We start from the raw sequence: 19045 nt of genomic DNA, 5'->3' as shown, positions 1-19045 counted from the left end.
ACCTGCCTGGATGTCCCATGACCACCACGTTGCCTTCGATGTCCTCCCACCCCCGCACCGCCGTCAGTGGGCCACCGGCCCGACGCACGAACCGTCTCCGCGCCCGGCGCAGGGAAAGCCTGGCCGCCCTCGGCATGGTGGGCCCCGCCGTCTTCCTCCTGCTGCTGTTCTTCGTCATCCCGGTGGTGCTGGCCTTCGCCCTGGCGTTCACCAACGCCCGTCTGGTCTCCCCGGTCCCGGCGCAGTTCACCGGCCTGCAGAACTTCCGCACCCTGCTGGCTGACCCGCTGTTCTACAAGTCGCTGCGGAACACCTTCTACTTCGCCGTCGTCGTCGTCCCTCTACAGGGCGGCCTGGCCCTCGTCCTCGCCCTCCTCGTGAACGCCAAGGTCAAGGGCGTCAACTTCTTCTGCACCGTCTACTTCATCCCGGTCGTCACCTCGATGGTCGTCGTCTCCATCCTGTGGACCTTCCTGTATCAACGGACCGGGCTGGTCAACCACCTCATCTCCCACCTCACCCTCGGCCTCGTGCACGGACCGGACTGGCTGAACAACCCCTCCACGGCCATGCCCGCCATCATCCTCATGTCCGTCTGGCAGGGCGTCGGCTTCCATATGATCATTTGGTTGGCCGGGCTCCAGACCATTCCGCAGGACCTGTACGAGGCCGCCGACATCGACGGCGCCACCCGCTGGGTGCGCTTCCGGTACGTGACCTGGCCCGGCCTGCGCAGCACCCGCACCTTTGTGCTCATCACCATCACCATCGCGGCGTTCAGCCTGTTCGCCCAGATCAACGTGATGACGCAAGGCGGGCCGCTGGACTCCACCACCACGGTCGTCTACCAGGCCGTACAGACCGGATACGCGCAGCAGCAGACCGGATACGCGTCCGCGATCTCCCTCGTCTTCTTCGTACTGGTGCTGGCGGTCTCCCTCGTCCAGCGCTTCCTCACCCGGGAGAAGGACTGACATGACCTCCGCATCCCCCGCCCCCGCACGTCCGGGCCACCACCGGAGGCCGCTGTTGCGCCCGCTCGCCGTGCAGGCGGCACGCATCCTGCTCGCGCTGTTCTTCGCCTTCCCGATCGTGTTCATGCTCGTGTCGTCGCTCAAGCCGGACCAGCAGATCTTCGGCGACCTGGACAGCGTCAAGGCGTTCCTGCCGGTCGGCCACGTGTCCCTGGACAACTACGCGGGCGTCTTCGACCGTGTGCCGGCCACCCGATTCCTGATCAACTCCATCGGAGTCTCCGCGGTGACCGTGGTCCTGGGCATCTTCGTCAACAGCCTCGCCGCGTTCGCGCTGTCACGGATGCGCTGGCGCGGCAAGAAGGTCGTGCTCGCCGCGATCATCGCGACGCTGATCGTGCCGTTCGAGACCTTCGCCCTGCCGTTGGTCTGGTGGGTCAACCAGCTGCCCTGGCTGCAGATGAACGGCTTCCGTCTCACCCTGACCGAAGGGTGGCTGGACACCTACCGGGTGCAGATCCTGCCTTTCGTGGCCAACGCGTTCTCCGTCTTCCTGTTCCATCAGTACTTCCAGAGCGTCCCGAAGGAACTCGACGAAGCGGCGATCATCGATGGGGCGGGCTGGTTCGGGATCTACCGGCGCATCGTCATGCCGCTGTCCGGCCCGGCGGTCGCCACGGTGGCCATCCTGACCTTCCTGCCGGCCTGGAACTCCTACCTGTGGCCGCTGATGGTCGTCCAGAGCGAGAGCCTGCGGCCCGTCATGGTCGGCATCCAGTACTTCTTCCAGCTCAACCCCTCATGGGGCCAGATCATGGCCTACGCCTCGATGATCACCGTGCCGGTGCTCGCGCTGTTCGTGGCCTTCCAGCGGGCCTTCGTCAACAGCATCGCCTCAAGCGGCGTCAAGGGCTGACCTCCGCCCGATTGCAGCACCGGCCCGTCGCCCCCGCCCCCTGTCTTCGCCTGCCCGTGTGCTTCGCGCACCCATCGAAAGGCACCGTGTGTCCACGTCGCGCGTCGACCCCCACCTGCCCGCCGTACACCTGCGCCCACCCCGCAACTGGATCAACGACCCCAACGGGCTGGTCTTCCACGACGGCCACTACCACGTGTTCTTCCAGTACAACCCGCACGGCCCGCAGCACGCGAACGTGCACTGGGGCCACTTCCGCAGCCCCGACCTGATCAACTGGGAGCAGCTCCCGGTCGCCCTCGCACCGACCCCTGGCGGCGAGGACGCGGACGGCTGCTACTCCGGCAACGCGATTTCCGTCGACGGTCGGCTGGTGGCCTTCTATTCCGCCAACCGCACCGGCCGCTGGTGGCAGCCGGTCACCACCGCCGAGTCCCAGGACGGCGGCCACACCTGGACCAAGCGCCCTGAGTTGCTCGTCCCGCAGCCGCCCGCCGACACGACCATGTACCGCGACCCCTACGTCTGGCGGCAGGACGGCCGCTGGCGGATGCTGGTCGGATCGGCACTCGCCGACGGCCGCGCGGCGGCACAGCTGTACGAGTCCCATGACCTCGAACACTGGTCCTATCGTGGCCCCTTCCACACCAGCAGCCCCGCCGCCACGGCAGACCCGTCGGGCTGGGAGTGCCCCCAGTACGCGACCTTCGGCGACCGGGGGGTCCTGGTCGTCAGTGACTGGACCCCGCAGAAGGGTCCACGCCGGACGCTGGTGATCACGGGCCGTGAGGTACACGGCCGCTTCACGGCGGACGCACCCCCCGTACCGCTGGACCACGGCCCGGACTTCTACGCCCCCGCCCTGCTCAAGAGCCCGGAAGAAGGCCGCTGGCTGCTGTGGGGCTGGGCGTGGGAGGCACGCGACGACGCCTGGGCACAGGAATCCGGCTGGGCAGGCGTCCTCACCCTCCCTCGCGAACTCACCCTCGCCGACGACGGCACGGTGGCCCAACGTCCCGCCCGGGAACTGCTCGCCCTGCGCGGCGAACGCGTCCTGCACCGAACGGGACACGTCACCCGTTCCCAGCCGGCCGAACTCGGGCAGGTCAGCCGCACCTTCGACCTCACCGCCACCCTGACTCCCGACCCCTCCGGCGCCGGCGGCCTGCGCCTGCTCACGTCCGCGGACGGCACCGAATTCCTCGACATCAGCCTCGACCCCGTCGCCGGCCATCTCACCGTCGACCGCAGCCATGCCTCACTGGACCCACGAGCCCGGCCCGGCAGGTACACCCTCCCCTGCCCGACCGCCGAGGTTCCCGGCGCACCCGTGGAACTGCGCGTCATCGTGGACCGCTCCATCGCCGAGGTCCACCTGGCCTCCGGTCAGGCCCTCACCCTCAGGATGTATCCGGTCGGAGACGGCCCGTGGCGGCTGCTCGCCCATACGACAGGCACCGGCCGCAGCGACTTCGCCGTCGAGGCGTGGGAGCTGAGCACCGGCGGAACTCACCCGGAGCCGCTGCTGGCCGGCCGAGGACAGAACGCCTGACCGCTTGTGCCGGCCGCCCGCCGTACCGGTGCGCCCGGCCCGCGCCGGTGAATCGCCCCACCCGCTGCCCGGCCCTCGCCGGTGAACCGCCCCGCCGCAGCTCCGCAGCCCTCCATCGTGCGCCGCAGGCCACGACACCTCCCACCGCTCACGAACCGCCTCACGGAGAAGGAGCACCATGTCCACAACCGCCCGTCCCCGCCGTAGACTCCTCGCCGCACTGAGCGTCCTGTCCGGGCTGTCCCTGTTCGCCGCCTCGCCAGCCGCGGCCGACACGCTGTACCACGAGCAGTTCCGCCCGCAGTTCCACTTCACCCCGGCCCAGAACTGGATGAACGACCCCAACGGCCTGATCTGGTACAAGGGCCAGTACCACCTGTTCTTCCAGTACAACCCGTCCGGCAACACCTGGGGCAACATGTCCTGGGGACACGCCGTCAGCACCGACCTCGTGCACTGGAGGCAGCTCCCGGTCGCCCTCCCCCAGGACGACCAGGAGATGGTCTTCTCCGGCAGCGTGGTGCTCGACAGGGACAACACCACCGGCTTCGGCACCAAGGCCGACCCGCCGCTGGTCGCCGTCTACACCAGTCTGCAGAAGGCCACCGGCAGACAGGAACAGGCCCTCGCCTACAGCACCGACGGCGGCACCACGTGGACCAAGTACTCCGGCAACCCGGTCCTCGACATCGGCTCCGTCAACTTCCGCGATCCGAAGGTCTTCTGGTACGCGCCCGCCCGCCGCTGGGTGATGGCCGTCGCCCTGTCCGACCAGCACAGGGTCTCCTTCTACAGCTCTGCCGACCTCAAAGGCTGGACCCACCTGAGCGACTTCGGCCCGGCCGGCGCCACCGGCGGAGTGTGGGAGTGCCCGGACCTGTTCCCGCAGCCCGTGGACGGCGATCCGCGCAAGACGAAGTGGGTCCTGGTGGTCAACCTCAACCCCGGCTCGATCGCGGGTGGTTCGGGTGCCCAGTACTTCGTCGGCGACTTCGACGGCACGCACTTCACCGCCGACGACACCGGCGCCTACACCCCGCCGAGCGGCGCTGTACTGCAGGACTTCGAGTCGGGTTCCTTCGGGAACTGGACGACCACCGGCACCGCCTTCGGCACCGCGCCGGCGACCGGGCCGCTGGACGGCCAGGGACCCGTCAGCGGTTTCGAGGGCCGGCACTTCGCCGACAGCTTCGACGGAGGTGACGCCGCCACCGGCACCCTCACCTCGCCCGCGTTCACCGTGACCAGCGACTACCTCAACTTCAAGATCGGCGGCGGCGACCACCCGTACGACCCCGACGCCGTCCTGGGCGACGAGCCGGCACCAACTGGAAAGGTCCTCGCCGACTTCGAGGGCAGCACGTACACCAGCCCCATCGGCGACTGGACCACCACCGGCGACGCGTTCGGCACCGGCCCGGCCCAGGGCACCCTGCCCAACCAGCAGCAGGTCTCCGGCTACCTCGGCAACGGACTGGTCAACACCTTCCTGAACGGCGACGCCACCACGGGCACCCTGACCTCCCCGACCTTCACCATCGACAAGAGGTACCTGGACTTCCTCATCGGCGGCGGCTACCACCCGGCCGGCTCCGACGCCCCCACGGCGGTCGAGCTCATCGTCGACGGCAAGGTGGTGCGCTCCGCGACCGGCGCCAACGGCGAGGCGCTGAACTGGGCCTCCTGGGACCTGTCCGACCTGCGGGGCAAGCAGGCGCAGATCAAGGTCGTGGACGCCAACACGGGCGGCTGGGGGCACATCAACCTCGACCAGGTCGTCCTCTCCGACACGCAGGCCAAGCCCCACTCCACCGAGACCGGGGTCAACCTGCTCGTCGACGGCAAGGTCGTGCGGAGCGCCACCGGCTCCAACTCCGAGAGCCTCGACTGGGCGTCCTTCAACACCACCGCCTACAAGGGCAAGCAGGTCCAGATCCAGATCGTGGACGCCAACACCGGCGGCTGGGGACACGTCCTCGCCGATCAGTTCACCGTTGCCGACAAGCCTGCCCTGTCCGCCACCCGGCGCGCCCACTGGCTCGACTACGGTCGGGACTTCTACGCCGCCAACTCCTGGAACGACGCTCCCGGCGGACGACGGGTCATGGTCGCCTGGATGAACAACTGGGACTACGCCGGGAACATCCCCACGAGCCCCTGGCGCAGCGCCGACACCTTCCCCCGCCAGCTCTCCCTGCGGACCGTCGACGGCAAGACCCGGTTGGTCCAGCAGCCGGTCGGTGAACTGGCCACCCTGCGCGGCACCGAAGTCCGGGTGCCCACCACCACTGTCACGGACACCACCACCCCGCTCGGTGTGCGCGGCAGCACGCTGGAGATCAAGGCCGACCTCACCGCCGGCAGCGCGACCCGATTCGGCCTGGACGTCCGCACGGGCGCCGGGCAGCGCACCCGGATCGGCTACGACACCAGCACCGGTGAGGTGTACCTGGACCGCACCGCATCAGGCGCGGTCGACTTCGATCCCACCTTCACCGGCACCGAGCGGGCCCCGCTCGCACTCGAAGGCAAACCCCTGCACCTTCGCATCCTCGTCGACGCGTCCTCGGTCGAGGTCTACGCCGAGAACGCGCGCGGCGAACAGGTCACCCTCAGCGACCAGATCTTCCCCGACCCCTCCAGTACCGGCGTCGACGTCTTCGCCGAGAACGGCACCGCCACCCTCAGCGGCATGCACGCGTGGCAGCTGAAGTCCATCTGGCGGTGACAGCGTCGAGTTCGGGCTGCCGGCGGCGACGGGCGCAACGCCTGACGCCGGCAGCCCGAACATCAGATGGAGGCCCCGACTCGCCGAAGCCATGAGCGCCATGAGCGAGCAGCTGCCGTCCGATCAGTCCCGATGCGCCGGCCCGGACTGCCGGATCACCGCCGGCCCCGGACTGCCGGATCACGGCTGCGTGCCCTCCGTCAGCAACTCTGCCAGGTGGTCCGCGAATTCGGTGAGCCAGTCGCGTCGTGGTCCACTGCGGGCCCTCCGGAATCCATGACGGCGGCCCCAGAACGCGGCCTGAACGGCGTGGAACTGGGCCCAGCGCCGGACGCGCACGCGATCGGCTTCCGCCGTCTCGGCGAAGATGTCCAGGACGCGGTGGACAGCCCGACGTAGGTCGTCCGCTTGGAGCAGCGCCAGGGCGCGCGACTTGAGCAGCGTGCCGCCGTCGTAGGCGGGGTCTCCCGCACACCCCTTGGGATCGACGGCCAGCCAGGGCTCACGGTCGCCGCGCAGGATGTTTCCGGCGTGGAGGTCGCCGTGCACGAGAAGGTCCGGCTGGACACGACCCAGGTCCCGGACGGTCGCCACGGCGGCGTCCACGACATGACGCGGCAAAGCGTGAGCCAGGTCCCGGGCGTCCTTGCGCAGCAACTCCTCCCAGACCTCGGCCTGCTCACACAGCCGGGGCAGACCGGGCGGGGCGGGAACAGCCAGGCGGCGACTGATCCGCCCCGCGACCGTCACCAGCTCATCGCCGTCCTCGACCTCCGCCAGGGTCGACGTGTGGACCCGCTCGAGCAGCATCGCGAAACGGTCGTCGTCGCGCTCGTGCAGCAGGACGGCTCCGCGCCCGCCCCAGGCCACGAACGCATCCGGCTCATGGACGTTGCCGGGATGGGGAAACGACACCTTCACGACCGCTGTGGCGCCGTCTCCCCGCCGGACCGGGACGATGATCCCGACACCCCCGTGCACGACCTCGCCGTCCGGCCCACATCCCCAGCGCCGCAGCAACTCGTCCACGATCTGCGGCAGTTCGGCGAGCCACGCCGCTCCCACCTCCCCTTCACGCTCCACCGTGGCCCGCGCGAACGCTTCCGGTACCTCGATCATTCGGGAACCTTATGCGCCTGCGTGCCACGGACGCCAAGCACGGGCCGCCGCGGCCCTACGGCCAGGCCGCGGCCGGCGATGGTCACCCGAAGTCGCAGCAGGTACGCGGCCTTCACGGACTCGTGAACATGTCACGTGTCCACTACTGCGGAGTCAGACAGTTGTAGCGATACGCCCGCAAGCGGATGGCATTGACTTCACCCGAATGCGCGTCAACGCCCACGGATAATTTGGTCATACTTCAGGATGATCAGACTGTCAGCCTGAAGGTTAATCAGGACTATGGAGGCAAAGGTGCGTCAGTACGTGAAAATCGGAGTAGCAACGGCCGTGACAGCCGTCGCCCTGTTCGGTGGTGCCTCACCGGCCAGCGCATGCTCAGAAGCCGATGCGGACCCCGACCTGACGAACACGGTCGGCAGCGAACTGGCCGAGCAGATCACATGTCAGGTCGGCGAGGGCAATAAGAACATCACCATCAATCAGACCAACAACATTTCGATCGGAGGCGATCTGGACGGTGAACTCAACGATTTCATCGTCCCTCCGGAGCTGGACTGAGGTCCTGTGCACGGCCAGTTAGAGGAATCGTTTCTCTGCGGTCCGGCACAGCCACCGGGCGGATCAGTAGCCGGCCAGCAGCAGGAGGAACCGGGTTTCCGCGTCGTCCCGCCCCGCGCACACCCTCGGGACCGCGTTGACGGCGGCCAGTGCTCGGCACCACCGCAGCACACGACGGGGAGACTGGCCGGGAACCATCCTCGCCAGTCGCTCGATCCTCCGCTCCAGCACAGCGAAGCTCGTAACTCCCGCAAGTACCCAGTCCACAGCGTCGAAGTCAGGGTCACCCCACGCGGGCCTCGGATCGATCGCCACCATGCGGGCACCCGGACCGGACAGGACGTTGGCCGGGTGCAGATCACCGTGGACAAGACCCACGGGTCCACTGATGGCGAGTTCCAGGGCCGCTGCCCGGGCCTGATCGAGCACCGCCGGGGCAAGCAGGCCGTCCACGCCCGCCGCCTCCAGCCTTCGGTCGGTCAAGTCGAACACGAAGTTGATCCGGTGTGAGAGAGGCTGCAGCACCGAGTGCTCCCCCGGCACCGCAGCAGAGCCCCGAAGGTCCCGTAGCAGTGCCGCGACCCCGGGCAGGTCCCAGGCGAGCTGCCGCACCGGCACTCCCGGCTCGACGTTCTCCAGTAGCAGGGCACCGGCGGCGAGGTCGTCGGCCACCAGGGTGACAACCGACGGCGTCTCCGCCCAGGCCCGCAGGGCTTCGGCTTCCTCTCGGGCGATGGTGGGCCGAGGTGTGAGTTTCAGCCACGCCGAGGTGCCCGTGTCACGTCTCAAGCAGCGGAACACCCGCGAGGTGCCTCCCCCGCCGGTCGCGACGAGATCCAGGCCCCAGCGAGCAGCGAGTTCGCCGACGAGAGCCGGCAACTCGTCACACCAGGCCAACACCTCGGCGCCGAAGCGCACGACGAACCGTTCCCGGACCTCCGGCGCGACACAGGCCAACTCTCTCAACACGTCCCCCGCAGGTGGTCGATGCGGTCGTTCGCATCCTAGGCCTGACCGAAACCGCAAACAGTTCTTCGCGAAGAAGTGTTTGCGAAGAACCGTTTGCGGTCTAGAGTGCGCGGTATGACTGACACAGGCGCCGGGCCGGACGGCCTTCGAGTCGAGGCAGACGCGGTTGTTCTGGATGCCAAGGGGCTGCGCGCCCTGGCGCACCCGGTACGCGTGCAGTTGGTCGGGCTCCTCCGGAAGTTCGGCCCGTCGACCGCCACCCGTCTCGCGGAACGGCTCGGCGTGAACTCCGGCACGGCCAGCTACCACCTGCGCCAGCTCGGGGCGGCCGGCTTCGTCGAGGAGGACACGGCACGCGGCAACGCGCGAGAGCGCTGGTGGCGTTCCGTACATCAGGCGACGGAGCTCAACGACCGGGACCTGGCTGACCGAGAGCCCGAGGCCACACTGGCCTATCTGCAGTCCGTCGCCGCCACTTACACCCTTCGCACCCAGCAGACGCTGAACGAGCTGCAGACGATGCCGCGTGCCTGGCGGGACACCTTCGACATGAGCGACTGGGCGCTGCGGCTCACACCCGAAGAAGCTGTGGCCCTGCGCGAGGAGTTGAGGGCCGTCATCGCCCGCTATCGCCGCGATACGCCGGAGGCGGCCGCGAGTGCCCCCGATGGAGCCGAGCGGATCGGTGTCGTCACGCAACTCTTGCCCGAACTGGACGCTCCCCCACCGCAGTCGCATCCCGGTCCTGAGACGGTGACAGGAGCGGAGACGTCGTGACCAGGAGTGTCTCGGGCTCCGACGGCATACCCACCAGGCGGTCCTTACGCCCACTGGGCGGGGTACTGGCCGCCATCGCCGTGTCGCTCACCGGTACGCGGGTCTCGGCCGTCGCACTGCCCTGGTTCGTGCTCGTCACGACTGGCAGCGCCACCCTGACCGGACTGGTCGCCTTCTGCGAGATGGCCCCGTACGTGGTGGTCAAGGCGTTCACCGGGCCACTCGTGGACCGCATCGGTCCGCGGTCCGTCTCCTGGACCACCGATCTGGCCAGCGCCACCGCCGCCGCTGCGATTCCCCTGCTCCACGCCCTCGATCTGCTCTCCTTTCCGCTCCTGCTCACCCTGGTCGCGCTCATCGGCGCGGCTCGCGGCCCTGGCGACCTGGCCAAGGAGGTGATGGTTCCGGAGGCAGCCGAGCGCGGCCGGGTGCCACTGGAACGAGCCACCGGTCTGGCAGGTGTGACCGAGCGGCTCGCGTCCACCATCGGCCCCGCGGTCGGCGGCTCCCTGGTGGCACTGCTCGGCCCCCTGTCGGGTCTCGTCGTCAACGCGGGCTGCTTTGCGCTCGGATCGTTGATCATCGCGGCGGCGCTGCCCCGCGGCATGGGGCATGCGGTCGAGGAAACCCCGTCGCAAGCCGGGGCGACGGGGCCGGGTTACTGGCGACGGTTCGGCGAGGGCTTCACCTTCCTTCGCGGCGAGCTGTTGCTGCTCACCGTCATCGTCATGGTCGGGATCACCAACCTCCTGGACGCTGGGTTCACCACGGTGCTCATCCCCGTCTGGGCCAGAGAGTCCGGCAACGGGCCCACCGCCATCGGCCTGGTGGGCAGCGTGGGCGGGGCGGCTGCGGTCGGTGGCAGCCTGATCGCCGCGATGGCCGCGCACCGGCTGCGCCGCCGGGTTGTGTTCTTCACCGGATTCCTGCTGGCCGGGGCGCCGCGATTCCTGATCCTCTCCTTGGACGCACCGATGGGAGCGGTGCTGGCCGTGTTCGCGGTCAGTGGGTTCGGTGCCCGCTTCCTCAACCCGGTGCTGGGGGCCGTGCTCTTCGAGCGGGTGCCGCGCCGGATGCTGGGCCGGGTCAACGCGCTCGGTGACTCGCTGGCCTGGGCCGGCATCCCTCTGGGTGGGCTGATCGCTGGGGCGGCGGTGGCCTCCGCCGGGCTTGTGCCGGTGCTCCTCGCCGGTGGGGCCGCGTACTTCCTCACCACCAACCTGGCCGGGCTGCGGCCGGAATGGCGCGAGATGGACCGCGTGGCCGGGCGAGGCGCCCGGGAACCGGGACCTGAGGAGGACGCCCAGTCGACCGATGCGCATCTCACGGCATGACGGCGAGGGGCTCGTCCATCCGCAGTGGACGAGGAAAAAGGGAAAGGCAAGGAGGTCACCCACTCCTTGCCACTCTCAACGTATAGCGCACTGGGGGGCTTGCGGCAAGGCCCCCGTCGTACCGCAGAATCGTCGGCCGAAGGTCAGATCCTGCGGAAACGGGGGAATCACGAAGTGCGTGTTCTTTTGATGAGCTATGGGTCGCGCGGAGACGTCGAACCCCTGGCGGCACTCGCGGTGGCACTCCGCGAGTTCGGCGCCGAGGCGCTGGTGTGCGCGCCACCGGACGAGGAGTTCGCCGAACTGCTGGGCGGTGTCGGTGTGGAGCACGTGCCGTTCGGCCCGTCGGTGCGCGCGCTGGTGAGCGGGGCGAAGCCGCCGACGCCCGAGGACGCCTTCCGGGTCGCGGCCGAGCTGGTCGACGCCCACTTCGGCCCGGTCGCGGAGGCGGCCGAGGGATGCGACGCGCTGGTGGCGACCGGCCTGATGCCGGCCGGCGCGCGGTCGGTGACCGAGAAACTCGGGATCGGCTACGTCTGCGCGTGCTTCCACCCGTTCTCGCTGCCGTCGGCGCACTACCCGCCGCCGGGACGGCCGGGCAAGCCGTTCCCGCCCGACGAGACCGACAACCGGGTGCTGTGGGCCCTCGACGCCGAGAGGGTGAACGCGCTGTACGGCGAGGCGCTCAACGACCACCGGGCGTCGATCGGCCTGCCGCCGGTGGCCAACGTTCGCGACCACGTCTTCACCGACCACCCGTGGCTTGCGGTGGACCCGGTCCTGGGGCCGCGGCCGGACCTCACTGACCTGGACGTCGTACCGACCGGCGCGTGGATCCTCCCGGACGAACGCCCGCTGCCGGACGAGCTGTCGGCGTTCCTGGAGGCCGGTGAACCGCCGGTGTACGTGGGCTTCGGCAGCATGCGCATGCACGGCTCGCCGGACGTCGCCCGGGTGGCCATCGAGGCGGTCCGCGCGCAGGGCCGCCGGGTCCTCGTCGGGCGCGGCTGGGCCGACCTGGCCCTGATGGACGACCGGGACGACTGCTTCGTCGTCGGCGAGGTCAACCACCAGGCACTGTTCCCACGCCTGGCCGCCGTCGTCCACCACGGCGGCGCGGGCACCACGACGACGGCCGCCCGGGCCGGTGCGCCGCAGGTGGTCGTACCCCAGATCGTGGACCAGCCGTACTGGGCCGGCCGGGTGGCCGAGCTGGGCATCGGCGCGGCACACGACGGTCCGACTCCGACCTTGGAGTCCCTTTCGGCCGCGCTCGGTACGGCTCTGACCCCGGGGATCCGCGCACGAGCGACCGCCGTGGCCGGGACGATCCGCACCGACGGAGCGACGGTGGCCGCGAAGCTCCTCCTCGACGCGGCGGGCTGAGCAGGACCGTTGGCGAACCACGCCGGAGCTGATGACGTGACCCCCCTTACCACCAGCGCTTTCGACCTTCCCGACCGCCTCTCACCCAAGGCCGACCCAGCGCTGATCGCCCGCGACGAGCGGCAGTTCGCGGCCATCGCGGAGAGCCTCGAGCTGACGATCGCCGAACTGTCCGACCGTCTCGACGCCGAGCTCAAGGCGCCCGGCGGCACGGGCCAGCAGGCCATGGACCGGGACATCGAGGTCCACCGGCTGAACGGCCGGCTGCGCACCCTGCGCCGCTTCGGCCTGGACCTGTGCCTGGGGCACATGGTCCGCGCGGACGATCCCGACCCCGTGTACGTCGGACGACTGGGCCTCACCGACGACGAGGGCCGCCGGTTGCTGGTCGACTGGCGCTCCCCGGCTGCCGAGCCGTTCTTCGCGGCGACCCACGCCAACCCGATGGGCCTGGCCAGCCGCCGCCGGTATCGCTGGACGGGCGGCCGGATCAGCGACTACTGGGACGAGGTGTTCACCGCCGACGGGCTCGAAGGGCATGCGGCGCTGGACGACCAGTCCGCGTTCATCGCCGGCCTGGGCGCCAACCGGTCGGAGCGGATGCGGGACGTGCTCGCCACCATCCAGGCCGACCAGGACGCCGTCATCCGGGCCGGATCCCGGGGCGCCCTCGTCGTCGACGGCGGTCCGGGCACGGGCAAGACGGTCGTCGCCCTGCACCGCACCGCCCACCTCCTCTACTCCGACCCCCGCCTCGGTCACCGTCGCGGCGGCGTGCTGTTCGTCGGTCCGCACCGGCCGTATCTGGCGTACGTCTCCGACGTGCTGCCCAGCCTCGGCGAGGAGGGCGTGCAGACCTGCGTCCTGCGGGACCTCGTCGCCGAGGGAGCGGGAGCGGCGGTCGAGGCCGACCCGGAGGTGGCCCGCCTGAAGTCGTCCGCGGACATGGTGAGGGCGATCGAGCGGGCCGTCCGGTTCTACGAGGAACCGCCCGCCGAGGGGATGACGGTCACGGTCGACTGGTACGACATCCGGCTCACCGCCGACGACTGGGCCGAGGCCTTCGAGGCGCCCGAGCCGGGCACTCCGCACAACGAGGCGCGCGACCAGGTCTGGGAGAAGCTGGTCGCGATCCTGAGGGACAAGTACGACGGCGATGTCTCGCCCGACCTGTTCCGCAGGGCGCTGCGGCAGGACGAGGAGCTGAACGCGGCCCTCGGCCGCGCGTGGCCGCTGCTCGAGGCGGCAGACCTCGTCGGAGACCTGTGGTCGGTACCGGCCTACCTGCGGATGTGCGCTCCCTGGCTCGGTCCCGACGAGGTCCGCAAGCTGCAGCGCGCGGACCCCCAGGCCTGGACGGTGTCCGATCTGCCCCTCCTGGACGCGGCACGGCAGCGGCTCGGCGACCCGGAGGCGTCCCGGCACAGGCGCCGGCAGGAGGCCGCGGTCGCCGCCGAGCGTGAGTACCGGGCCCAGGTCACCGAGAACCTGCTCAGGACCGATGACGACTGGCAGGGCATGCTGATGACGATGCTGACCGGGCAGGACCTGCAGAACAGCCTGGTCGACGAGGACGCACTGCCGCGGGCCGAACCCGACCTGCTCGCGGGCCCGTTCGCGCACATCGTCGTGGACGAGGCGCAGGAACTGACCGACGCGGAGTGGCAGATGCTGCTGCTGCGCTGCCCGTCCCGGAGCTTCACCATCGTCGGGGACCGCGCCCAGGCCAGGCACGGATTCGCGGAGTCGTGGCAGGAACGGCTCGAGCGGATCGGGTTCGACCGGATCAACCTGGCCTCACTGAGCATCAACTACCGGACGCCGGAAGAGATCATGGCGGAGGCGGAGCCGGTCATCCGGGCCGTACTCCCGGACGCCAACGTGCCGACCTCCATCCGCAGCAACGGCGTCCCCGTCGTACACGGATCGGTTTCGGATCTGAGCTCGGTCCTCGACACCTGGCTCCTCGCGCATGCCGACGGGATCGCCTGTGTCATCGGCGACCCCGCGTTCCGGGAGACGTCCCGCGTCCGGTCGCTGACGCCGGAGCTGGCGAAGGGGCTCGAGTTCGACCTGGTCGTCCTCATCGACCCGGAGGGGTTCGGCAAGGGCGTCGAGGGAGCGGTCGACCGCTATGTCGCGATGACCCGAGCGACCCAGCAACTCGTCATCCTCACAAGCTCCTGACACGGCCGGAAGAACGCCCGCTCCGGGTCGAGTCGGTGAGCATGACGGCAGGGCCCGGGCTCGCCGCCCGGCCTCTGCCGCTCTTTCCCGGGCTGTGGCGCGGCAACGGTGTACGTGGGCTTCGGCGGCCTGCTGTGAGGCGGCCCTTCGCGCGTGCCATGCTGTCATGCCGCCGCCCCCTGAGAGGACTTCATGCCGAGAGAAGACGACTCGATCACACTGATCGATGGGCGGCCGTGGTACGCCGCCAACGAGTTGCTGGCGTTCCTGCTCGAACTCGCCGCGCTGGCATGCCTGAGTTGGTGGGGATTCACGGTTGGGCCGGACGGGGCCGGCCGTGTCCTGCTCGGAGTGGGAACGCCCTTGTCGGCCATTGTGCTCTGGTCGTTGTTCGCTGCGCCGAAGGCTCGGTGGCGGCCGCGGTTGCCGCTCGTTCTGGTCGTCAAGACGGTCGTGCTGGGCGGTGGCGCAGCGGCCGTCTACGGAGTCGGGCACCACGTTGCCGCAGTGACCATGGCGGTCGTCGTGATCGCGAACACGGTGGTGGCCGAGGTTTTTCGCCGCTCTCCGGCAACCCGGCCCGCAGGGCAAGGGCCTGCCACACGCTCACCGGAGTCACGCTGAGGGTTCACGCACCTGCGGACAGAGCGGACTTGCGGGCCACGCCGCCGTAGAAACCGATCTCGCCGGATCTTGCCGGCGGTGGCGTGTCCGGGCGGGAGAACTGGACCTGGGCCAGACCGGGCTCGACGCTGTCAACCACTCGCCGGTGCGGACGGTGTCTCCTAGCCTTGAGAGCCATGGATCTTCGTGAAGAGCAGCCAGGTGACAGAGAAGCCGTGCGGAACCTCCATCTGGAGGCGTTCGGTGATCACGGGACTGTCGTGGGCGGGTTGACGGACGCCTTGCGCGACACCCTGACCCCCGACTGCGGGTTGTCGCTGGTCGCCGAGCAAGCGGGACAGGTGGTCGGACACGTCCTGTTCAGCCGCAGCCTGCTCGATGCACCACGTTGTCTGGTCGACGTGCAGGTGCTCAGCCCGCTGGCCGTGAGGCCCGGTCACCAGCGAAGGGGCGTGGGGGCCGCGTTGGTCCAAAGCGGTGTGCAGATCCTCGCGCGGCGGGCGGTTCCCCTTGTCTTCCTCGAAGGGGACCCGGCCTACTACGCGCGTTTCGGGTTCGTGCCCGGCGGAGAGCTCGGCTTCCGCAAGCCGTCCCTGCGTATCCCCGACGCCGCCTTCCAGGTGCTCAGGCTCCCGGCGTACGAGGACTGGATGACGGGAACGCTCGTGTACTCGGAGCTGTTCTGGCAGCACGACGCAGTCGGCCTCCGAGACGCCGACGCCTGACGCTGTCCTCGCACATTGCCCTGGAACTGCGCCCATGGCGGGCAGGCCGCCCGGACACGCGGCTGACGAGCCGTTCAGACGCAACCGCGGCAGCGAGGACCGCCATTCGGACCACGGGCCGGCCCCTTCCGGTGATTGACGGACGTCTTCCGAACGGAGCAGGGGTCGCAGGGGTACGGCGTCTGCGGACAGCAGATGATGCCCCGGACTCGTGAGGAGAGCAGTGTGTACGCAGCAGTCAGACGGTACGAAGGGGTGACCGATCCGGCCGAGGCAGGGCGCAGGGTGAGTGAGGGGTTCGTACCGCTCATCCGCCGGATCCCGGGACTCCTCGCCTACTACTGGGTCGACGCCGGAGACGGAGTCATGATCTCGACCACTGTCTTCGAGAGCGAGGAGGGGGCCCAGGAATCGATCGAGAAGGCGGCGGCCTTCGTGCGGGACAACCTCGCGTCGCTGCTCCCCAACCCTCCCCAGGTCATGTCCGGCCAAGTCGTGGCTTCCGCATAGCGAGGAGTTGGCAGCCGATCGACGGCGGCCCGCTCGCGGCGACCACAGCTCCGGCTGCTGCCGCGAGGCTACCGGGCCATGGCGGTCTTCATCGTGAAGTGCGAGGTGACGTTCTTGACCCGCGGGATGGTCATGACCCGCCGGCTGAGGAACGTCCCGTACGCCGCGAGGTCGGCGACGGCCACGCGCACGAGATGGTCGGGGTTGCCGAACAGCCTGCGCAGTTCCAGGACCTCCTCGGGATGCCGGTGGGCATTCCGCTGATCCTCGCCGTGACCGCGCTGCGCGGCACGATGGCCAAGGACGCGCACGGCGCCTGGTACGCCCTGCTCGCCGTCGCCGTCACCATCGGCGTCCACCTGGGCTTCGGCCGGCGCACCATCCTGAGCGTCGGCATCGGCACCGGTGTCTACGTCGTCCTGCTCAACGCCCTGTGAACCGCCCGGCGGTGTGCCGCACATCACCCCGTGAAGGGCAGCCCTGAAGGGCCTCGGCCGGAATAACAGGAGAAGTGCCTCCGGTTGTCCCTGTCATCTCTCGGTTCTCCGGAGGCTGACATGGACCAAGACCGAACGGGTCAGAAGAGGTGGCCGCGATGAGCCACAGCACATCGGCCCTCTTTCACGGCCGGCCCGACCGCCCTGTGGCAGCCACCGCACCGCGTCAGGTCTGGCGGCGCGCCGCGTTCATCCTTCTCGCGATGGGCCTGGACGCCGCTGCCGCGGTCATGCTGGTGAGTCAGCACCTTCCAGAGGCCGTATTCGGGGTGCTCCTGGCCGGTCTCGGCTGGCTCACCACGCGGCGACTCGCGGCCTGGTACCCCGCACCTTCGCCCATCGTCGCCGAGGAAGCCGCGCGCCGATGAGCCGGACGACACAGGACCCGGCGCGGACCGTCCCCTGCGAGGACGTCTCGAGACCGGTGCGCCCGGCCCTCGCGGCCCGGGCCGGCCGGGACGCTCTGCTCGAACGGCGCCGACGGCACACGCTCGAGTTGCTCGCGGTGTCGGCACTGGGACTGATTCCCTGGACGGTGATACTGGGAGTGACCCTGCCGTCCGACTACCGAGTCCACGCATGGCGCACCACCTGGGTCGGCTTCGACATACTGCTCCTCACGGCACTGGGGGCGACAGCGGTCCTCGGAATGCGCCGCCACCGGGCCGTGGTGTTGCCTGCCCTGGCGACCGCCGTCCTCCTGGTGTGCGACGCATGGTTCGATGTCTCGCTCGCCCTGGGCACGTCCGCGGTCTGGATGTCCGCCGCGCTCGCCGTCTTCGTCGAACTTCCGATGGCCGCCTTCCTCTTCCACCGCGTCCGACTGCTGCTGCGGTCCCAGTGGACGCCGCAGCCATCGCCGGACACCGCCCCGGGCGCAGTGGACACAGGCGCCCGGCCCTGATCACCCCCGGCACGGGCCGCCTGCCGTCCGCGGATGGTGATGACCCGACCGCCCTCTTGTCACGGGCCACAGGGCGGCCGGGTATGCGCGGGCCGAACGCCACCGCCCCGCCGAGTCAGGTGAGTCGTCGGCGAGGCGGCGTGGTCAGCGGGCGGTGCCGAAGTCCTGCGTCCAGTAAGAGCCGGGCTGGGCGAGGCCTACCCCGATCTCCTTGAATCCGCAGTCGAGGATGTTCCGCTTGTGTCCCGGGCTGGCCATCCAGGCGGCCATGACACTCTCGGGGGTGCTGTAACCGTAGGCGACGTTCTCGCCGTACGAGCTCCAGGAGTATCCGGCGCTGGTGATCCGGTCACCCGGGGACGAGCCGTCGGAGCCGGTGTGGGACATGTTCTGGTGGGCGGCCATGTCGGCGCTGTGTGCCTGAGCGGCCTTCGTCAGCTTCGAGTTGACGGTCAGCGGTGCACAACCCACCTTCGCGCGCTCACTGTTGACGAGCGCGACGACGCGTGCCGTGGCTGAGGTGGGAGCGCTGGACGCCGGGGCACTCGATGCCGTGGGCCGGGCGGTCGGGGCGGCGGTCGCCGAAGGGCTCGCCTTGGCCTGGGCCGCCGGACTCCCGGTCGCCTTCGCCCGGTGCCATTTCGCGGCTTTGCCGGCGCCGTGGTGCCGGTGATGGTGCGAACGGTGCGTGTCGGGCCGTCCGTTGTACGAGTCCGCGCAGGCCATGGCGACGGACGGCACGCCCACGGCGGCGATGGCGACGGCGGCTATGACTGCCTTTCGGTGGTGCAATGTCCTGCGGTGCTTGCTCACGCGACCGTCCTCACTAGGTATTGGCATCGCTTCTCGCAGCACCCCGGCATTTGCTGCGCATGACAATTCCGCGTGCGGAGACCACGCGGTGCGCCGTACGCAACGCCAACCCCGGCCACCTGCACGGGATCCAGCGCAGAAGATGCCGGGACGCCCTGCGGCCCGGTCATTCTCGGAAGGCGGAGCAACGAGGGCAATGAGCGCGGAGTACTAGGCTTTCTCGTAGGAAAACGCGACTCTTGCCAGGCATCGATCGGCACGCTAAATCCCGCTCAGCGCATTCCCGATTCCGCGTGAGGCCGCCAAAGAAGCGGGAAAGAAGGAAAATCCGCGATGCCGGAATGATCGGTAATCCCGCACAGTCCCCGGTGAGGAATGTCCGCTTGGCGGCACATGAACACCAAATGAGAAGGAGGCGGGGAGCTACTAGGCATCGCCGTACGACAGAGGTCGGCCATGACAAGAGTCA

The 19045-nt window shown here is 69.5% G+C and carries 20 protein-coding genes; 15 read left to right on the top strand and 5 right to left on the bottom strand.

Translation table 11 applies throughout. The features are described 5' to 3' along the window. Positions 1-17 precede the first annotated feature (17 nt). From ACIRC0_RS33355 to ACIRC0_RS33340, 4 genes are all read left to right on the top strand, one after another. Complete coding sequence (locus ACIRC0_RS33355) at positions 18-974, top strand: carbohydrate ABC transporter permease (RefSeq protein WP_403623830.1); 957 nt, start codon at positions 18-20, stop codon at positions 972-974. Between the two features lies 1 nt (position 975). After that, positions 976-1890, top strand: a complete 915-nt coding sequence (locus ACIRC0_RS33350; RefSeq protein WP_403623827.1) for a carbohydrate ABC transporter permease — start codon at positions 976-978, stop codon at positions 1888-1890. Positions 1891-1978: 88 nt separating this feature from the next. Next, positions 1979-3442 (top strand): glycoside hydrolase family 32 protein, encoded by a 1464-nt coding sequence (locus ACIRC0_RS33345; protein WP_403623824.1) that lies wholly within the window; start codon positions 1979-1981, stop codon positions 3440-3442. Positions 3443-3620: 178 nt separating this feature from the next. Then, the gene (locus ACIRC0_RS33340) at positions 3621-6170 is read left to right on the top strand and encodes a GH32 C-terminal domain-containing protein (protein ID WP_403623821.1); all 2550 of its coding nucleotides are present in this window, start codon (positions 3621-3623) and stop codon (positions 6168-6170) included. A 180-nt stretch (positions 6171-6350) separates the two neighbouring features. On the opposite strand, the gene ACIRC0_RS33335 is transcribed toward ACIRC0_RS33340, so the two are convergent. Next, a complete protein-coding gene (locus ACIRC0_RS33335) occupies positions 6351-7289 on the bottom strand; it encodes an aminoglycoside phosphotransferase family protein (protein WP_403623818.1) in 939 nt (312 codons plus the stop codon). 294 nt (positions 7290-7583) lie between these two features. Here ACIRC0_RS33335 and ACIRC0_RS33330 point away from each other — a divergent pair, with 294 nt between their 5' ends. Next, positions 7584-7850 carry a hypothetical protein gene (locus ACIRC0_RS33330; RefSeq protein ID WP_403623815.1) on the top strand — a complete coding sequence of 89 codons (267 nt, stop codon included), beginning with the start codon at positions 7584-7586 and terminating at the stop codon, positions 7848-7850. A gap of 63 nt (positions 7851-7913) precedes the next feature. Here ACIRC0_RS33330 and ACIRC0_RS33325 read toward each other — a convergent pair whose 3' ends face one another. Continuing rightward, on the bottom strand, positions 7914-8768 hold the full coding sequence (locus ACIRC0_RS33325) for an aminoglycoside phosphotransferase family protein (RefSeq protein ID WP_403623960.1): 855 nt from the start codon (positions 8766-8768) through the stop codon (positions 7914-7916). A gap of 165 nt (positions 8769-8933) precedes the next feature. Between ACIRC0_RS33325 and ACIRC0_RS33320 the strand changes: the two genes are divergently transcribed. From ACIRC0_RS33320 to ACIRC0_RS33300, 5 genes are all read left to right on the top strand, one after another. Beyond that, entirely contained in the window at positions 8934-9596 is a 663-nt protein-coding gene (locus ACIRC0_RS33320; protein ID WP_403623812.1) for an ArsR/SmtB family transcription factor, read from the top strand. After that, the gene (locus ACIRC0_RS33315; protein ID WP_403623809.1) at positions 9593-10930 is read left to right on the top strand and encodes an MFS transporter; all 1338 of its coding nucleotides are present in this window, start codon (positions 9593-9595) and stop codon (positions 10928-10930) included. The genes ACIRC0_RS33320 and ACIRC0_RS33315 overlap by 4 nt, the downstream gene beginning before the upstream one ends. A 189-nt stretch (positions 10931-11119) precedes the next feature. Further along, a complete protein-coding gene (locus ACIRC0_RS33310; RefSeq protein WP_403623806.1) occupies positions 11120-12316 on the top strand; it encodes a glycosyltransferase in 1197 nt (398 codons plus the stop codon). 36 nt (positions 12317-12352) lie between these two features. Beyond that, on the top strand, positions 12353-14503 hold the full coding sequence (helR, locus tag ACIRC0_RS33305; protein WP_403623803.1) for an RNA polymerase recycling motor ATPase HelR: 2151 nt from the start codon (positions 12353-12355) through the stop codon (positions 14501-14503). Positions 14504-14695: 192 nt separating this feature from the next. After that, positions 14696-15127 carry a YrdB family protein gene (locus tag ACIRC0_RS33300; RefSeq protein ID WP_403623801.1) on the top strand — a complete coding sequence of 144 codons (432 nt, stop codon included), beginning with the start codon at positions 14696-14698 and terminating at the stop codon, positions 15125-15127. Positions 15128-15131: 4 nt separating this feature from the next. On the opposite strand, the gene ACIRC0_RS33295 is transcribed toward ACIRC0_RS33300, so the two are convergent. Further along, positions 15132-15266: a hypothetical protein gene (locus tag ACIRC0_RS33295; RefSeq protein ID WP_403623978.1), complete on the bottom strand. Its 135-nt coding sequence runs from the start codon at positions 15264-15266 to the stop codon at positions 15132-15134. Between the two features lie 37 nt (positions 15267-15303). On the opposite strand from ACIRC0_RS33295, the gene ACIRC0_RS33290 reads away from it, so the two are divergent. Both ACIRC0_RS33290 and ACIRC0_RS33285 read left to right on the top strand, forming a co-directional pair. Continuing rightward, the gene (locus ACIRC0_RS33290; protein ID WP_403623799.1) at positions 15304-15852 is read left to right on the top strand and encodes a GNAT family N-acetyltransferase; all 549 of its coding nucleotides are present in this window, start codon (positions 15304-15306) and stop codon (positions 15850-15852) included. Between the two features lie 225 nt (positions 15853-16077). Then, positions 16078-16362 carry a hypothetical protein gene (locus tag ACIRC0_RS33285; RefSeq protein ID WP_403623796.1) on the top strand — a complete coding sequence of 95 codons (285 nt, stop codon included), beginning with the start codon at positions 16078-16080 and terminating at the stop codon, positions 16360-16362. Positions 16363-16430: 68 nt separating this feature from the next. Here the strand turns inward: ACIRC0_RS33285 and ACIRC0_RS33280 are convergent, their stop codons facing one another. Further along, positions 16431-16553 carry an Lrp/AsnC ligand binding domain-containing protein gene (locus ACIRC0_RS33280; RefSeq protein WP_403623793.1) on the bottom strand — a complete coding sequence of 41 codons (123 nt, stop codon included), beginning with the start codon at positions 16551-16553 and terminating at the stop codon, positions 16431-16433. 3 nt (positions 16554-16556) lie between these two features. Between ACIRC0_RS33280 and ACIRC0_RS33275 the strand changes: the two genes are divergently transcribed. From ACIRC0_RS33275 to ACIRC0_RS33265, 3 genes are all read left to right on the top strand, one after another. After that, on the top strand, positions 16557-16799 hold the full coding sequence (locus ACIRC0_RS33275; protein WP_403623790.1) for a hypothetical protein: 243 nt from the start codon (positions 16557-16559) through the stop codon (positions 16797-16799). 158 nt (positions 16800-16957) lie between these two features. After that, complete coding sequence (locus ACIRC0_RS33270) at positions 16958-17227, top strand: hypothetical protein (protein ID WP_403623787.1); 270 nt, start codon at positions 16958-16960, stop codon at positions 17225-17227. Further along, the gene (locus tag ACIRC0_RS33265; RefSeq protein WP_403623785.1) at positions 17224-17763 is read left to right on the top strand and encodes a hypothetical protein; all 540 of its coding nucleotides are present in this window, start codon (positions 17224-17226) and stop codon (positions 17761-17763) included. Before ACIRC0_RS33270 ends, ACIRC0_RS33265 begins: the two co-directional genes overlap by 4 nt. Before the next feature lie 144 nt (positions 17764-17907). Here the strand turns inward: ACIRC0_RS33265 and ACIRC0_RS33260 are convergent, their stop codons facing one another. After that, positions 17908-18576 (bottom strand): CAP domain-containing protein, encoded by a 669-nt coding sequence (locus ACIRC0_RS33260; protein ID WP_403623782.1) that lies wholly within the window; start codon positions 18574-18576, stop codon positions 17908-17910. Positions 18577-19045: the final 469 nt, after the last annotated feature.

Source organism: Streptomyces sp. NPDC093984 (assembly GCF_044764595.1).
Taxonomy (GTDB): domain Bacteria; phylum Actinomycetota; class Actinomycetes; order Streptomycetales; family Streptomycetaceae; genus Streptomyces; species Streptomyces cynarae.
The sequence above is the reverse complement of the archived record's forward strand: the minus strand, read 5'-3'. Positions and strand labels throughout refer to the sequence as shown.

Excerpts from the sequence above, each read along its gene's own strand:
- ACIRC0_RS33355 (WP_403623830.1), top strand. The coding sequence starts at position 18 with ATGACCACCACGTTGCCTTCGATGTCCTCCCACCCCCGCACCGCCGTC.
- ACIRC0_RS33350 (WP_403623827.1), top strand. The coding sequence starts at position 976 with ATGACCTCCGCATCCCCCGCCCCCGCACGTCCGGGCCACCACCGGAGG.
- ACIRC0_RS33340 (WP_403623821.1), top strand. The coding sequence starts at position 3,621 with ATGTCCACAACCGCCCGTCCCCGCCGTAGACTCCTCGCCGCACTGAGC.
- ACIRC0_RS33335 (WP_403623818.1), bottom strand. The coding sequence starts at position 7,289 with ATGATCGAGGTACCGGAAGCGTTCGCGCGGGCCACGGTGGAGCGTGAA.
- ACIRC0_RS33320 (WP_403623812.1), top strand. The coding sequence starts at position 8,934 with ATGACTGACACAGGCGCCGGGCCGGACGGCCTTCGAGTCGAGGCAGAC.
- ACIRC0_RS33310 (WP_403623806.1), top strand. The coding sequence starts at position 11,120 with ATGAGCTATGGGTCGCGCGGAGACGTCGAACCCCTGGCGGCACTCGCG.
- ACIRC0_RS33300 (WP_403623801.1), top strand. The coding sequence starts at position 14,696 with ATGCCGAGAGAAGACGACTCGATCACACTGATCGATGGGCGGCCGTGG.
- ACIRC0_RS33290 (WP_403623799.1), top strand. The coding sequence starts at position 15,304 with ATGGATCTTCGTGAAGAGCAGCCAGGTGACAGAGAAGCCGTGCGGAAC.
- ACIRC0_RS33275 (WP_403623790.1), top strand. The coding sequence starts at position 16,557 with ATGGTCGGGGTTGCCGAACAGCCTGCGCAGTTCCAGGACCTCCTCGGG.
- ACIRC0_RS33270 (WP_403623787.1), top strand. The coding sequence starts at position 16,958 with ATGAGCCACAGCACATCGGCCCTCTTTCACGGCCGGCCCGACCGCCCT.
- ACIRC0_RS33265 (WP_403623785.1), top strand. The coding sequence starts at position 17,224 with ATGAGCCGGACGACACAGGACCCGGCGCGGACCGTCCCCTGCGAGGAC.